13 protein-coding genes and 1 pseudogene are annotated in these 14,778 nt (G+C 67.0%); 7 read left to right on the forward strand and 7 right to left on the reverse strand.

The window, feature by feature from the left end; all coding sequences use genetic code 11:
• The first annotated feature begins 40 nt into the window (after positions 1 to 40).
• Positions 41 to 1,351, forward strand: coding sequence for a hypothetical protein (locus tag LQD00_RS05105; RefSeq protein ID WP_232715960.1), 1,311 nt, complete (start codon positions 41 to 43; stop codon positions 1,349 to 1,351).
• A 186-nt stretch (positions 1,352 to 1,537) separates the two neighbouring features.
• Positions 1,538 to 2,305 carry a lytic transglycosylase domain-containing protein gene (locus LQD00_RS05110; RefSeq protein WP_232715961.1) on the forward strand — a complete coding sequence of 256 codons (768 nt, stop codon included), beginning with the start codon at positions 1,538 to 1,540 and terminating at the stop codon, positions 2,303 to 2,305.
• Positions 2,306 to 2,391: 86 nt separating this feature from the next.
• On the opposite strand, the gene LQD00_RS05115 is transcribed toward LQD00_RS05110, so the two are convergent.
• The 4 genes from LQD00_RS05115 to LQD00_RS05130 form a co-directional block, all read right to left on the reverse strand.
• Positions 2,392 to 3,684, reverse strand: a complete 1,293-nt coding sequence (locus LQD00_RS05115; RefSeq protein ID WP_232715962.1) for a M18 family aminopeptidase — start codon at positions 3,682 to 3,684, stop codon at positions 2,392 to 2,394.
• 9 nt (positions 3,685 to 3,693) lie between these two features.
• Complete coding sequence (gene purQ / locus LQD00_RS05120) at positions 3,694 to 4,374, reverse strand: phosphoribosylformylglycinamidine synthase subunit PurQ (protein ID WP_154884515.1); 681 nt, start codon at positions 4,372 to 4,374, stop codon at positions 3,694 to 3,696.
• 5 nt (positions 4,375 to 4,379) lie between these two features.
• Positions 4,380 to 4,619: a phosphoribosylformylglycinamidine synthase subunit PurS gene (gene purS, locus LQD00_RS05125; RefSeq protein ID WP_005201292.1), complete on the reverse strand. Its 240-nt coding sequence runs from the start codon at positions 4,617 to 4,619 to the stop codon at positions 4,380 to 4,382.
• A 68-nt stretch (positions 4,620 to 4,687) separates the two neighbouring features.
• On the reverse strand, positions 4,688 to 5,170 hold the full coding sequence (locus LQD00_RS05130) for a glutathione peroxidase (protein WP_232715963.1): 483 nt from the start codon (positions 5,168 to 5,170) through the stop codon (positions 4,688 to 4,690).
• Between the two features lie 170 nt (positions 5,171 to 5,340).
• Between LQD00_RS05130 and LQD00_RS05135 the strand changes: the two are divergent.
• A pseudogene (locus LQD00_RS05135) lies at positions 5,341 to 6,827 on the forward strand (MFS transporter).
• Here LQD00_RS05135 and LQD00_RS05140 read toward each other — a convergent pair.
• Positions 6,770 to 7,675: a LysR substrate-binding domain-containing protein gene (locus LQD00_RS05140; RefSeq protein ID WP_232715964.1), complete on the reverse strand. Its 906-nt coding sequence runs from the start codon at positions 7,673 to 7,675 to the stop codon at positions 6,770 to 6,772. The pseudogene LQD00_RS05135 and the gene LQD00_RS05140 overlap by 58 nt on opposite strands.
• Before the next feature lie 29 nt (positions 7,676 to 7,704).
• Between LQD00_RS05140 and LQD00_RS05145 the strand changes: the two genes are divergently transcribed.
• The 4 genes from LQD00_RS05145 (at position 7,705) to LQD00_RS05160 (ending at position 11,640) form a co-directional block, all read left to right on the forward strand.
• Positions 7,705 to 8,655 carry a CoA transferase subunit A gene (locus LQD00_RS05145; protein ID WP_308195924.1) on the forward strand — a complete coding sequence of 317 codons (951 nt, stop codon included), beginning with the start codon at positions 7,705 to 7,707 and terminating at the stop codon, positions 8,653 to 8,655.
• Positions 8,652 to 9,434, forward strand: coding sequence for a CoA-transferase subunit beta (locus LQD00_RS05150; RefSeq protein ID WP_232715965.1), 783 nt, complete (start codon positions 8,652 to 8,654; stop codon positions 9,432 to 9,434). The genes LQD00_RS05145 and LQD00_RS05150 overlap by 4 nt, the downstream gene beginning before the upstream one ends.
• Before the next feature lie 102 nt (positions 9,435 to 9,536).
• The gene (locus LQD00_RS05155) at positions 9,537 to 10,031 is read left to right on the forward strand and encodes a MarR family winged helix-turn-helix transcriptional regulator (protein ID WP_232715966.1); all 495 of its coding nucleotides are present in this window, start codon (positions 9,537 to 9,539) and stop codon (positions 10,029 to 10,031) included.
• 61 nt (positions 10,032 to 10,092) lie between these two features.
• Positions 10,093 to 11,640, forward strand: coding sequence for a DHA2 family efflux MFS transporter permease subunit (locus LQD00_RS05160; protein WP_232715967.1), 1,548 nt, complete (start codon positions 10,093 to 10,095; stop codon positions 11,638 to 11,640).
• Positions 11,641 to 11,706: 66 nt separating this feature from the next.
• On the opposite strand, the gene LQD00_RS05165 is transcribed toward LQD00_RS05160, so the two are convergent.
• Both LQD00_RS05165 and LQD00_RS05170 read right to left on the reverse strand, forming a co-directional pair.
• Positions 11,707 to 13,854 (reverse strand): S9 family peptidase, encoded by a 2,148-nt coding sequence (locus LQD00_RS05165; protein ID WP_232715968.1) that lies wholly within the window; start codon positions 13,852 to 13,854, stop codon positions 11,707 to 11,709.
• Positions 13,851 to 14,750, reverse strand: a complete 900-nt coding sequence (locus tag LQD00_RS05170; protein WP_232715969.1) for a phosphoribosylaminoimidazolesuccinocarboxamide synthase — start codon at positions 14,748 to 14,750, stop codon at positions 13,851 to 13,853. Before LQD00_RS05170 ends, LQD00_RS05165 begins: the two co-directional genes overlap by 4 nt.
• Positions 14,751 to 14,778: the final 28 nt, after the last annotated feature.

A 14,778-nucleotide genomic window follows, 5' to 3' on the forward strand; every position in this document is an offset into this window, starting at 1 on the left:
CCTCGTGGCACGCCGAAACGCCCATGGTTCACTCTTATCCATGTCCTCACGCTCCCGCGCCCGGGCGCTCTCCGCGCGCCTGCCGTTCGGTATCGGGACGGTCGTACTGATCCTCTGCGCAGCAATGCTCGTCACCGTCGGAGTGGTGCTCTCCGGCGGGAAGTACCAGGTCGACAACGCCGAGTACGCCTACGGGGAACTGCGCGATTACCACCGTGCGCCGTCCATCGCCTGGACCATCGTCGGCCACGAGGATCTCCCCGACTATCGCGACGAGGTCACCATCCAGGTCGTCGACACCTCCGACGAGGGCTGGCTGATCGCCTACCCGTCCGGCCTGGGCCGCTCGTTCACGATGGTCGACCGCCGCAACGGCCGTCTCCTCTGGGACTCCCCCGTCAACGCCGGCCAGGGCGACTGCGCCGTCAACGAGGCCGGACAGGTCGGCTGTGCGGTTCAGCTCGGCACTCCGCTCGACGACGGCTTCTACCTCGTCGACGACGCCGGGGTGCCGACGCAGACCGCCGAATACCTCGACACCAAGAAGGTCGTGGGACTCGGCAACAACTTCCTGCGGGTCAACCGGGTCGGTCACCAGTTGTCCTTGAACACGCCGGCCGGGAAGTCCATCTGGGCGCGCACCTTCGCAGCACCGGTCGTCGATCTCGAGGTCACCGGCGACATCGTGGTCGTCAAGACCGCCGACGCCAGCCAGTTCCTGGTCAACCCGACGAACGGCGACAATCGCATCGCCTGCGACCAGTGCAACATCGCTCTCTACCCGACGGGCGTGGCCGTCGAGCACCAGGACTACAACGCCGAGCGCGTCACCACCTACGCCACGGTCAACGGGCGCGTCGACTCCGACCCCGTCGACGACTCGGAGGGGCTGCAGATCGAATCGGGGCCGTCGAAGCTGCCCCTGCTGACCGCCTCCAACCGCATCTTCGCCGACCGCGGCACCTACGAGGTACGCGATCCGGCACGCCAGGGCGCGCTGTGGCGGATCAGCGACCGTGAACTGTCGAAGTCGGGTGCCATCGCCTGCGGCTCACTGGTCAACTTCGGGCGTCTTGACGGGTCGCGAACGACGTACGCGCTCGCTGACGGCGAGCACATCGGCAGCGGCCCGCCACCCGGTCCCGAACAGCCCATCCTCGCCAATCCCGCCTGCATCGGCTCGACGGGCACCACCATGATCCTGTCGAATCAGGGCCAGCTGACGGCCCTGACCCCGGAGAACACCATGGCCTGGGAACAGGGCGTCGGTTCGCCCGGACTGATCAAGGTGGTCGAGGGCTACATCGTGCTGAGCGAGGGTTCCACGATGTCCGTTTTGCGGCCGAACTGACCCCGCGTGTGGGCCGTTTCACATCGCAACCCGCGTCCCCGCGACGACCTGCACAGACACAAACCTGACCTCCTGTCCATACTCGGGATGGTCACGGGAAGATAACGCTTTGCTCACGACCGCGTGTACGGTCGGCTCGGTTCCGAAAGCACGAACCACGAGCAGTACACGTGAGGTCAGTAAGTTTTGGGTAAGCATTCCAAGCCACGGAAGAAAACACGCACACCGCTGTGGGCCACGGCCCTCCTCCCCGTCGGAGTCCTGGCGGGCGCGGCCACCGCAGGAGCGGAGCTGTCGCACCCGACAGCCGCCCCGGAGCCCAGCAGCCTCTCCACGGGTGTGACGGCCACCGCGGCCCCCGCATTCACCCCCGCCGCGAAGGCGCACCCGGCAGCCCCGGCCCCGACGCCGGCACCCGCCCCGGTCATCCGCCCGGCCAGCGTCACCTCCGGTGCGGTCCCCGAGACCAACTACGACGCCTACAAGAAGGCCGCGAGCACCCTCGCCGACACCACCCCGCGCTGCGGCATCGACTGGAAGGTCATCGCCGGCATCGGCAAGGTCGAGTCCCACCACGCCGACCAGGGCAACGTCAATCCCGACGGCGTGCTGCGGAGCGCCATCTTCGGTCCTGTCCTCGACGGCTCGCTCGGCGGCAACGAGGTCATCAGCGACACCGACGGCGGCGAACTCGACGGCGACGCGACCTACGATCGCGCAGTCGGCCCCATGCAGTTCCTGCCGTCCACCTGGAAGGCCTACGCCGCCGACGGCAACGGTGACGGAAAGGCCGACCCGCAGAACATCTTCGACGCCGCACTGACCACCGGTCGGTACCTGTGCGATGAGGGCCTGGACCTGCGTAACCCGGCATCGCTGACGACCGCGATCATGCGCTACAACAACTCCATGGAGTACGTGAACAACGTGCTCGGGTTCGCCCGCTCCTACTGATCTTCTCCGGAAACGGTCATCGACCCGGCCGGCGCCTGACTCAGGCCGCCGTCCGGGTCGATGTCGTTCGGATCAGTTCGGTGTGATCAATTCTGGGCCAGAAAGGCCTGCAGCGCAGCCGAATACATCGGCACGTCGGCGGCACCCATCAGTTCGCGCGCGGAATGCATCGCGAGCTGCGGAGCGCCGACGTCGATCGTGGTGAGGCCCGTGCGGGTCGCGGTGATCGGTCCGATCGTCGAGCCGCAGGGCAGATCCGCACGGTGAACATAGCGCTGCATCGGCACACCTGCGTCATCGCAGGCCATCGCAAAGATGGCCTCCCCCAAGGCATCCGAGGCGTAGCGCAGATTCTGGTTCACCTTGAGCACCGGCCCGCCGCCGATCGAGATGTGGTGGCCGGGCTCATGCCGTTCCGGATGATTCGGATGCGTCGCGTGGGCCATGTCGCCGGAGAGGCACACGCTCGCGGCCATCGCCTGCAGGTAGTCGGAGCGGGAGCCGCCGCGCGACAACACGATCCGCTCACAGATCGAGGCCAGGAAGTCCGATGCGGCACCACGCTCGGAGCCGCTGCCGACCTCTTCGTGGTCGAACAGCGCCAGCACGCGCGTATGCGTCGACGACGAACCGTCGAGCAGCGCCCGCAGACCCGCGTAGCAGGTGCCCTGGTTGTCCAATCGCGGTGCGCTGAGCAGGTTCTCGGCGGCGCCGATCACCGCCGACGGCGCGACGTCATGGGTCATCAGTTCCCAGCCCAGCAAGGTGTCGGGGTCGATGCCCGCGTACTCCGCAACCCAATCGAGAACGTCCGGGGCGGTCTCGTCGAGACCCCAGAGACCGTTGACGTGTCGCTGCGGATCGGGTGAGACGCCCTTGCGGTTCTCGGACAGGTGGATCGCCAGCTGCGGAACCCGCACCACCGGCTCGGTCACGTGAACGAGCGTGTGCGCCACCCGATCCCCCGCCCGGTAGGCGAGACGACCGGACAGCCCGAGATCGCGGTCGAGCCAGGAGTTGAGCCAGGCGCCGCCATAGGGCTCCAGCGCGATCATCGCCACCCCGGCCGACGTGCGGTCGGGATGCTGCTTCACCCGCAGGTTCGGGCTGTCGGTGTGGCCGCCGACGATGCGGAAGGCCGGACCGTCGCCGGTCTCCCAGGCGATGATCGAGCCACCGCGGATCACATAGGACTTCGACGACGCCGCGCTGACCGTGGCCGGCCACGCCTGCTCCTCGTGAAGCCTTGTGTATCCCGCGTTCTCGAGCTCACGGGCGACCGTGGCGCACACGTGGAACGGCGACGGGGAGGCGTCGATTAACTCACCGAGCCCGGCCGCCGATGCACTCGTCGGGATCTTCGGCGATGCGTCGCTCATCCGGGACACTCAGACCGAGGCGAGGACCGAGTCGATCACCGAGTAGAACAGGCCGAGCCCGTCGTCGCTGGGGCCGGTCAGGGCCTCGGTCGCGTGCTCGGGATGCGGCATGAGGCCGACGATCCGGCCGTTGGGGCTGGAGATGCCGGCGATGTCGAGTGCCGACCCGTTGGGATTGCGCTCCGGGTAGGTGAACACGATCTGACCCTCGCCCTGCAGCTCTTCGAGCTTGCGCTCCGACGCCACGTAGCGGCCCTCGCCGGACTTCAGCGGGATCAGGATCTCCGCACCGCGCTCGAAACGCGTCGTCCAGGCGGTCGTGTTGTTCTCGACGCGCAGCCACTCGTCGCGGCAGATGAAGTGCAGACCCTCGTTACGGGTCAACGCACCCGGCAGCAGGCCGGCCTCGCAGAGGACCTGGAATCCGTTGCAGATCCCCAGGACCGGCATGCCCTTGCCCGCCGCCTCGACGACCGAACCCATCACCGGCGCGAAGCGCGCGATGGCGCCGGCACGGAGGTAGTCGCCGTAGGAGAAGCCGCCCGGCACGATGACCGCGTCGACACCCTTCAGGTCGGCGTCGCCGTGCCACAGCGCGACGGGTTCGGCACCGGCGAGCCGGACCGCACGGGCGGCGTCGACGTCGTCGAGGGTGCCCGGGAAGGTGATGACACCGATACGAGCTGTCATGTCGCCTACTCCGAGACCCGGGAGACGTTGAAGTTCTCGATCACCGTGTTGGTCAACAACTCTTCGGCGATCCGCTCCAGGGTCACGTCGTCGACGGTGTCGTCGACCTCGAGCTCGAAGCGCTTGCCCTGACGGACGTCGCCGATCCCGGTGAATCCGAGCCGACCCAGTGCGCCGACGATGGCCTGCCCCTGTGGGTCGAGAATCTCGGCTTTGGGCATCACGTCGACCACCACTCGCGCCATGGCACCGCTCCTCAATCTCTGCTGATCAGTTCTCGCCTGGTCAGCTTACCGGGTGCCCCCAAATCGACTCAGAGCACGGATTCGATTGCGGCGACGACGGTCGGATCGGTCGGCTCGGTGCGCGGACGGAAACGGTTGACGACCTCACCGTCGGCGTTCACGAGAAACTTCTCGAAGTTCCACTGGATGTCGCCGGCCTCGCCGTCGGCGTCGGCGGCCTGGGTCAGCTCGGCGTACAGCGGATGGCGGGCTTCGCCGTTCACGTCGGTCTTCTCCAGCAGCGGGAACGTGACGCCATAGGTGGTCGAGCAGAAGGTCGCGATCTCCTCGGCGGTGCCCGGCTCCTGGCCCATGAACTGGTTGCACGGCACGCCGACGACGGTCAGACCCTTGTCGCCGTAGGTCTTCGCGAGCTGCTCGAGGCCCTCGTACTGCGGGGTGAGGCCGCATTTGCTGGCGACGTTGACGATCAGCAGCGGTCCGCCGAAGTCCTTCAGCGAGACGTCGGAGCCGTCGAGAGAGGTGACCGGGATGTCCTTGATGTTGCCCATGTGGAGAGATTAACCGGTCGCCGGACGGCTGTGATCGGCTGCACACCCAGGTCACCGCGATTGATGCACACAGGCATGTAATCCCTCCCGGATTCGGCATTGGACGGCAACGGTGGGCGCCGGCGGGGTCACGTTGAGATCCAGATCACATCCGGCGGACGAGGCGGGACATGACACAGACAGACATCGAGGCCAAGGCGGTCCAGCGCAAGGCGCGTCGCGCCGGCATCGCGTCGTACATCGGCACGACGATCGAGTGGTACGACTTCTACATCTACGGCACCGCCGCGGCGCTGGTGTTCGGCGACGTGTTCTTCCCCGAAGACCTCGCGCCGGGCGTCGGATCGCTCCTCGCCTTCGTGACGCTGTGGGCGGGATTCCTCGCCCGACCGCTCGGCGGAATCCTGTTCGGCCACCTCGGCGACCGCATCGGCCGCAAGCGCACCCTCATCATCACGCTCGTCCTGATGGGCATCGCGACCCTCGGCATCGGCCTGTTGCCCACCTATGCCCAGGTCGGCGTCCTCGCCCCGATCCTTCTGGTGGTCCTCCGCGTGATCCAGGGCGTCGCGGTGGGTGGCGAGTGGGGCGGAGCCGTCCTCGTCGCCAGCGAGAACGCACCCAAGGGCAAGGGCATCCTGTATTCGGCCTTCGCACAACAGGGTTCACCGACCGGCAACCTCCTTGCCACACTCGCGTTCTTCGCACTCTCCGCGGTTCCCACACCGGCGTTCATGTCGTGGGCGTGGCGTATCCCGTTCCTCGCCTCGGTCGTCCTCATCGGGCTCGGACTGTTCATCCGCCTGCGCCTCGAGGAGTCGAACTCGATGAAGGCGGTCATCGAGCAGGACAAGACGGTCAAGCTCCCGATCGCCGAGGTCCTGCGCAAGCACTGGATCCTGGTGCTGTTGGGTGCCGGCGCACTACCGCTGGTCCAGGTCACCTACTTCAAGAACACCTTCGCGCTGTCCTGGGCCACCAGCGATCTCGGCTACTCCCGCGGTTCGTTCCTGGCGATGATCGCGATCGCACTGGTCGTCCAGTTCATCGTGCAACCGTTCGGCGCGGTGCTGGTGTCCAAGATGGACATGCGAAAAGCCGTCGCTCTCATGGTGATCCCTGAGTTCATCCTCATGCCGGCCATGTTCTTCGCCATCGAGACCCGCAACTATGCGATCGCGACGCTGGGCATGTGCCTCGCCACGATTCCGCACTCGATGTTCTACGGCGCGATCGCCGGCCTCCTGGCCCGGGCCTTCCCCGCCAACATCCGTTACACCGGACTGTCCCTCGCCTACCAGCTGTGTTCACTGGTCGTCGGCGGTGGCACACCTGTTCTGGCGCAATGGATTCTCAACTCCACCGGCGGCATCACCTGGGTGGCGATCACCGGCGTGTCTACGCGGTGGTCTCCCTGTCCTGCACGCTCGCACTCCTCAAGCGCACCGGGTACACCGCAGGCGAACTGTCGGTCGCCGAACGCAGCGACGAGAACGACCTCGGCCCCGGAATCCACGCCGACACAACGGATGACGTCACCGCACGGCCGAACACCTCGGAGTTCGACGTGCCGCCGGCCCCGGTGGCGGCGACCACCGGTCAGTCGACGCCGGCCGGAGTGGGCAGCGCCTCCTCCGACAAGCGCAGCACCTCGTGAACCGCAGGGTCGTGGGTGTCGGCGCGCCACGCGAGACGCAACTGGAGGGGGTCCGGTCGCGGTTCGATCGGCCGGACCACCACCTCCGGATTGGAGATGTTGCGAGCCACGTTGGTCAGGGTGAGCGCGCAACCGACCTCCGCGGCGACCAGGGCGAAGACGGAGACCGAGTCCGGGGCGCTCTGCACGATCCGCGGTGCAAAACCGGCGTCGTGGGCGAGTCGGTGCAGGTAGTCGCGCAGCGTGGACCCGGGTTCGGCCGGCAGTGCGACCCAGGGATCGTCGGCCAGTTCTTCGATCCGCAGGACCGGCCGGTCGGCCAGCCGGTGTTCCAGCGGCAGCGCGCACACGATGTCCTCCTCCAGGACGATGCGCGTCGCGATGCCGGGCGGCGGATAGAGCCAGCGCGCGAGCACCAGATCGACACTGCCGTCGCGCAGTTTCGCGAGCGCCTCGCTGGCGTAGGTGGTGCTGTCGAGCTCGAACTCGATCCCCGGATGGGTGCGTCGGACCAGCTTCGCGAACCTGCCGACCAGGACGTGCGACGACGAACCGGCGAACCCCAACCGCACCCGGCCGGTGTGTCCGCGGCCGGCGGTGCCGACCGCGAGTTCGGCGAGCCGGCAGGAGTCGAGCACCGCGCGAGCCGGCTCGACGAGCGCCACCCCGGCCGCGGTGAGGTGCACGCTGCGAGTCGTACGCACGAACAGCTCGGCTCCCAGATCCTTCTCCAGCTGCTGGATCGTGCGGCTCAGATGGGGTTGCGCGAAGTGCAGCCGCTGCGCGGCCCGGCCGAAGTGCAACTCCTCGGCCACCGCGAGGAAGGCCCTCAGTTGCGCGATCTCCACGACCCCATCCTGATACGAAAGGCCCACCCGTGACAACGACGGCCCCCACTGCGACAGCCCCTCTTCCCGAGAAGGTCACCTCGCTGAGCGAGGCCATCGCGACGCACGTGCGCGACGGCATGACGATCGCCCTCGAGGGTTTCTCCCATCTGATCCCTTTCGCCGCGGCGCACGAGATCATCCGCCAGGGCCGCCGCGATCTCACCCTGTGCCGGATGACCCCTGACATCGTGTCCGACCAGTTGGTCGCCGCCGGCTGTGTGTCGAAGCTGGTGGCCTCCTTCTTCGCCAGCGGCTCGGCCGGGTCGCTCCACGAACTGCGCCGTCGCATCGAGAAACACGACCCGGAACCCCTCGAGGTGGAGGAGTACAGCCACTACGGCATGGTCTGCCGGTACCAGGCGGGAGCGGCGGGACTGCCGTTCTTCCCGCTGCGCTCCTACGCGGGAAGTGATCTGCCCGAACTGAATCCGCGTATCCGGCTCACCACCGATCCGTACACCGGCGACTCGGTCTACGTGGTTCCGCCGCTCAATCCCGATGTCACGATCATCCACGCGCAGCGCGCCGACCGGGCCGGGAACGTCCAGGTGTGGGGCATCACCGGCGTCCAACAGGAGGCGGTGTACGCGGCGCGGACCGCCATCGTGCTCGTCGAGGAGATCGTCGACGACGAGGTGGTCCGGTCCGACCCCAACCGCACACTGCTGCCCGCGCACGCCGTGGACGCCGTCGTGTTGTGCCCGCGCGGCGCGCACCCCTCCTATGCGCAGGGCTACTACGACCGCGACTGCGCCTTCTACCGCGACTGGACGCCCATCTCGAGAGATCCGGCCGCACTGAGGAACTGGGTCGACGAATGGATTCGCGGCACACGCGATCACGAGGAGTACCTCGCCAAGCTCGGTGACGACCACTGGGCCACCATCGAAGTCGGTTCCCGTCCGTCGGGCACCGTCGACTACGGGAGCAGACTGTGACGATCCAGAACACCACTGCTGCGACGACGACGGAGACCATCGTCTCCGTCGCGGCCCGGCAGCTCGCCGGCAAGCGCCGCGTCTTCGCCGGCGTCGGACTCCCCACGCTCGCCGTGGATCTCGCACTGCGGATGTACAACCCGTCCGTCGAACTCGTCTACGAGTCCGGCGTCTGCGGTGCACACCCGACGGCGATGGCCGAGGGCATCGCCGACTCCGTCCTCGTCTCCGGCGCCGAGTCGGTGCTGTCGATGGCGGCGCTGTTCGGGTACGTACTTCAGGGCGGCAACGTCGACGTGGGGTTCCTCGGCGCCGCCCAGATCGACCGGCACGGCAGCCTCAACACCAGCGTCATCGGTGACTGGCGGAAGCCGAAGGTTCGCCTGCCCGGCGCCGGCGGAGCGGGCGAGATCATGGCGAACGCCGACGAGGTCTTCGTCATCATGCGCCGCCACGACCACGAGTCGTTTCCCGCCGAACTGGACTTCTGCACGTCTCCCAGCCCGGTCCGCGCCCGTGCGGCCGGTCGCGGCATCCAGCCGCGCGGGCACGGCGTGAGCCACGTGTTCACGCCGCTGGGTGTCCTGTCCCGGCCGGATCGTTTCGGCGAACTCGAACTCACCAGCGTGCACGCCGGCATCTCCGTCGACGAGGCGGTCGCGGCGACGGGATGGGATCTGAAGGTCGCCGACGAGGTGTCCGTGACCCCGGAGCCGTCGACGGAGGAGGTCCGGCTGCTCCGCGAGGAGATCGACCGGGTGCGCCTCTACCTGCGCTGATCTGCTCGCCCCTGAGACGGGGGTCACACCATCGCGCACAATATGTGCGATCTCACGCTTATTGCGATTTTGCAATAGTTGCGCCGGAGTTACTATTTCCGGGTGTCTGAGGAAACCCCGTGCGCAACGAGCGCCGACAAGTCGATCGAGTCCGCTTCGGCGGCCCTCGTCGCATTCCTCGACCGGCTCATCGAGATCGGGCGCCCCGAGACCATGGAGAGTCTCGCGGCCACCGAGGTCACCTTTTCGCAGCTCCGGGTGCTGTGCGCGCTCGGCAGCCACGACGGGCCGATGCCGGTCAACGCCATCGCCGACCAGGTCCAGCTGTCCCTCGCGGCCGCGGGCCGGACGGTCGACAAACTGGTCAGCCTCGGTCTCGCCGATCGCCGTGAGGACTCGACGGACCGTCGCATCAAGCGCGTCTCGCTCACCGAGGACGGCATGCGCTACCTCGAGACGCACCTGGCACTGCAGCACGACACCGTACGACGGTTCGTGGCCGGCCTCCCCGCCGAACTCCGGGACAACCTGTGTTCGGCGCTGCAACCCATCGTCGACGACGCCGTCGACCATTTCTGCAATCTGGTCACCCGTTGACCGCGAACACCTACCGACACCTACTTCTCAGTCGCATTTCGACCGATAGGAAAAACACCGCATGACACCCTCCACCGGAGGCCATCTCCACGAAGGTCCACCCGACACCAAGCTGGACAAGAACGTTCTGCTGGTCGCCGGTGTGGTCGTGCTCGGCGCGATCATGTCGATCCTCGACGTCACCGTGGTCGGCGTCGCCCAGAACACCTTCCAGCAGGAGTTCAACACCGACGCCGCGGGTGCCGCGTGGACCGCGACCGGTTACACCCTCGCTCTCGCCGCGGTGATCCCGCTGGCCAGCTGGGCCGCATCGCGCTTCGGCACCAAGCGGGTCTACCTGACCTCGCTGGTGCTGTTCACCCTCGGTTCGATCCTCTGCGCCTTCGCCCCGAACATCGGCATGCTGGTCGCATTCCGCGTGGTCCAGGGCCTCGGCGGTGGTCTGCTGATGCCCATCGGCATGATGATGCTGACCAAGGCGGCCGGTCCCGAACGCGTCGGCTCGGTCATGGCCGTCCTCGGTATCCCGATGCTCCTCGGCCCGATCTCGGGTCCGATCCTCGGCGGCGTGCTCATCGAGCAGCTCAGCTGGCACTGGATCTTCCTGATCAACGTCCCGATCGGCATCATCGCCTTCATCTACGCGTGGATCGTCCTGCGTGACGACGCCGAGACCAAGAAGTCGTCCATCGACGTCATCGGCCTCCTGCTGCTGTCGCCGGGTCTCGCGCTGTTCCTGTTCGGTATCTCCTCGAGCGCCGAACACCGCACCTTCGTCACCGGTTCGGTGCTGATCCCGACGATCATCGGTGCGCTTCTCATCGCCGCGTTCATCTTCCATGCGCTGCGAGCGAAGAAGCCGCTGCTCGACCTGCGTCTGTTCAAGAACAAGACGCTGAGCGTCGCGGTGGCCACGATGGTGCTGTTCATGATCGCGTTCTTCGGTGCCGCGCTGCTGTTCCCGCAGTACTTCATCGGCGTCCGCGGTGAGTCCACGCTGACCGCCGGTCTGCTGCTCGCTCCGCAGGGCCTGGGCGCGATGCTGACCATGCCGATCGCCGGCAAGCTCACCGACAAGATGGGGCCCGGAAAGTTCGTGCTCGGCGGCATCGTGCTGATCCTGATCGGCCTGTCGACGTTCACGATGCTCGGTGCGGACACCTCGTACTGGCTGATCTGCGGCTCGCTGTTCGTCCAGGGCCTCGGTATGGGCATGACGATGATGCCGATCATGTCCGCTGCCCTCGCCACCTTGAGCAACCCCCAGGTGCCGGACGGTTCGACGCTGATGAACGCCATCCAGCAGGCGGCGACCTCGATCGGCACCGCGGTCATCTCGGTGATCCTGGCCAGCAGCCTGGCGAGCAAGCCGGAGGCCGGTCTCGCGATCATGGCGAACACCTCCGACAAGCCGCTGCCCCCGGGTGTCCCGGACCCGTTGCCGGAATCGTTCTTCGAGACCGCCGCCGACGTGTTCTCCAACACCTTCGTGGTCTCGGTCGTGCTGATCTGCCTCACCGTGATCCCGGCGTTCTTCCTGCCGCGCAAGAAGATCGCCTCGCCTCTCGTCGAAGAGGACATGGATCGCGGCCCGATCATGATGCACTGATCGACCCGGCTCGAAAACAAAGAGCCCCACCGCCCGCGAGGGTGGTGGGGCTCTTCGGTTTCGAGGTCAGCTCTCCAACGCGCCGGACTGTTGCAGAATCCAGGCGATCTCAAAAGCGACTTCCTCCCACTGCTTGTAGCGTCCGCTGACGCCGCCGTGGCCGGCCGTCATCTCCGTCTTCAGCAGGATCGGGTTGCCCGAGGTCGACTTCTCCTGGAGCCGCGCGACCCATTTCGCCGCCTCGGTGTACAGCACCCGGGTGTCGTTGAGCGAGGTCAACGCGAGGATCGGCGGATACGGCTTCGCGTCGACGTTCTCGTACGGCGTGTAGGTCTTCATGTACTCGTAGACCTTCGGGTCGTGCAGCGGGTCGCCCCACTCGTCCCACTCGATGACCGTCAGCGGCAGCGACGGGTCGAGGATCGAGTTCAGTGCGTCGACGAACGGCACCGACGCCAGGATGCCGTTGAACAGTTCCGGCGCGAGGTTGGCCACCGCACCCATCAGGAGTCCGCCGGCCGAGCCGCCCTCGGCGACCATCTGCTGCGGCGTCGTCCATCCCGTCTCGACGAGATGGCGTCCGGCCGCGACGAAGTCGGTGAAGGTGTTCTTCTTGCTGAGTTCCTTGCCGTTCTCGTACCAGTAGCGGCCCATCTCGCCACCGCCGCGGATGTGGGCGAGGACGAAGACCATGCCGCGATCGAGCATGGACAGCCGGGACACCGAGAAGTAGGGGTCGATGCTGGCCTCGTACGAGCCGTACCCGTACAGCAGCAGCGGGGCCGGCCTCGCGGCGTCGGTCTCCTTGCGGCGCACCACCGACAGCGGGATCCGGGTGCCGTCGTCGGCCACCGCCCATTCACGGGACTGGACGTAGTCGGCGGGGTCGTAGCCGCCGAGCACCGGCTGCCGCTTCAGCAGGGTGCGTTCGCCGGTGGCGACGTCGAGTTCGAACAACTCCGCGGGTTCGATGAAGCTGCCGTAACCGATGCGCAGCTTCGGCGACCACCATTCGGGGTTGCCGCCGAGTCCGGCCGCACTCAGTTCCTGATCGAATTCGACCTCGTGGAAGTCTGATTCGGCCGGGATTCCGTCGATCCGGCGGAGATCTGCGATGGCCAGCCGCGGCAACGCCTCTCGCCGGTAAGACAGCACCAGGTAGTCGGCGAATGCGTCGAGATCCTCGATGCGGCGGGCCGGATCGTGCGCGATCAGCGGACGTCGGTCCGACGGGTTGTCCACCGGCGCGATGTCGATGGCGAAGTTCTCCGCCTTCTCGCCGTCGACGACCTCGTTGTGCACGATGACGAAGTGGTCGTCCCCGCCGATGACGGCATGCTCGACGCTGTACTCGACGCCGTCGACGCGCGGTACGACGCTGCGGAACTCACCGGTCGGGTTGTCGGCCTCGAGAACGTAGCTCTCCGAGGTGATCTTGGAGCCGACACCGATGACGAGGTACTTGTCGCTGCGGGTGGTGCCCATGCCGACCCAGAACCGCTCGTCGGGTTCGTGGAAGACCTTGACGTCCTCGGTGCCCGCACCGATGTCGTGACGCCACACCGTGTCCGGACGCCACGCGGCGTCGACCGTCGAATAGAAGACGTGGCGGGCGTTGGCCGACCACACCGCACTGCCCGAGGTGTCGGTGACGACGTCGTCGAGGACCTCACCGGTACGAAGGTCCTTGATGCGCAGCGTGTATCGCTCGTCGCCGACGACGTCGGTGCTGTAGGCCAGCCAGTTGCCGTCGTCGCTGACGGTCAGCGCGCCGAGACTGAAGAAGTCGTGTCCCTCGGCCTCGACGTTGCTGTCGAGCAGGACCTCCTCGCCGGGCAACTCGACACCGTCGTCGACCTTCGGCGCCGTCCAGTCGTCGTCGCCGGCGATCGGGCACCGGCAGGACGTCGAATACTGCTTGCCCTCTTGTGTTCTGGCGTAATACCAGAAGCGTCCGCGCCGGACCGGCACCGACATGTCGGTTTCCTTGGTGCGGCGCTTGATCTCGTCGAAGATCTGCTTGCGCAGATCCGCCAGGTGACCGGTGTGCGCCTCGGTGAACGCGTTCTGCGCCTCGAGGTAGGCGGTCACCTCCGGATCGTCCTTGTCGCGCAACCACTCGTAGTCGTCGACGAAGGTGTCGCCGTGGTGGGTGCGTTCCTTCGGGACCTTCTTGGCGACCGGCGGTGTCGCCGCGTTGCGCTCGTCGGTCACGAGGACACCTCCGCGGTGGGCCAGTCGGCGAAGGACTTGCGCGAGATCCATTCGTAGGCATCGATGTAGCGCTGACGAGTCTTCTCGACGACGTCGTCGGGCAGTGACGGCGGGGCGACATCGGAGGCCCGGTCCCAGCCGGATTCGGCGCTGGTGAGCCAGTTCCGGACGATCTGCTTGTCGAAGCTCGGCTGGACCTTGCCCGGTTCGTAGGTCGCGGCCTCCCAGTACCGGGACGAGTCGGGGGTCAGGACCTCGTCGGCGAGCACCAGCTCACCGTCGGGGCCGCGACCGAACTCGAACTTGGTGTCCGCCAGAATGATTCCACGGTCGGCAGCAACCGCTGCACCGCGTCCGTAGATGTCGAGGGTCGCCGACCGCAGCGCCTCGGCCAGCTCCGCGCCTTCCTGCTCGACGACGCGCTCGAAGCTGATGTTCTCGTCGTGCTCACCCTGCTCGGCCTTCGTGGCCGGGGTGAAGATCGGCTCCGGCAGCTTGGACGCCTCGGACAGGCCGGCGGGCAGTTCGACACCGCACACCGCACCGGTCGCCTGGTAGTCGAGCAGACCCGAACCGGTCAGGTACCCGCGCGCGACACATTCGACCTGCACCATCGGCAGGCGCTTGACCACCATCGACCGACCGACGACCTCACCCGGGATGCGCTCGTCGGTCGGACCGCCGGCGAGATGGTTGGGGACGCCGAGCTCGTCGAACCAGAAGAAACTCATCGCCGTCAGGATGCGTCCCTTGTCGGGGATCGCGGGACTCAGGATGTGATCGTAGGCCGAGATCCGGTCGGAGGCCACCAACAGCAGGGTGTCGGCGTCGATCTCGTAGATCTCACGGACCTTTCCCGACGCCAGATGCCGGTAGGACTGCAGTTCAGGACGCATGGACTCGACCCTAGAGGTTCGGCGTGCG

The organism is Gordonia metallireducens, assembly GCF_021245825.1.
Lineage (GTDB): Bacteria > Actinomycetota > Actinomycetes > Mycobacteriales > Mycobacteriaceae > Gordonia > Gordonia namibiensis.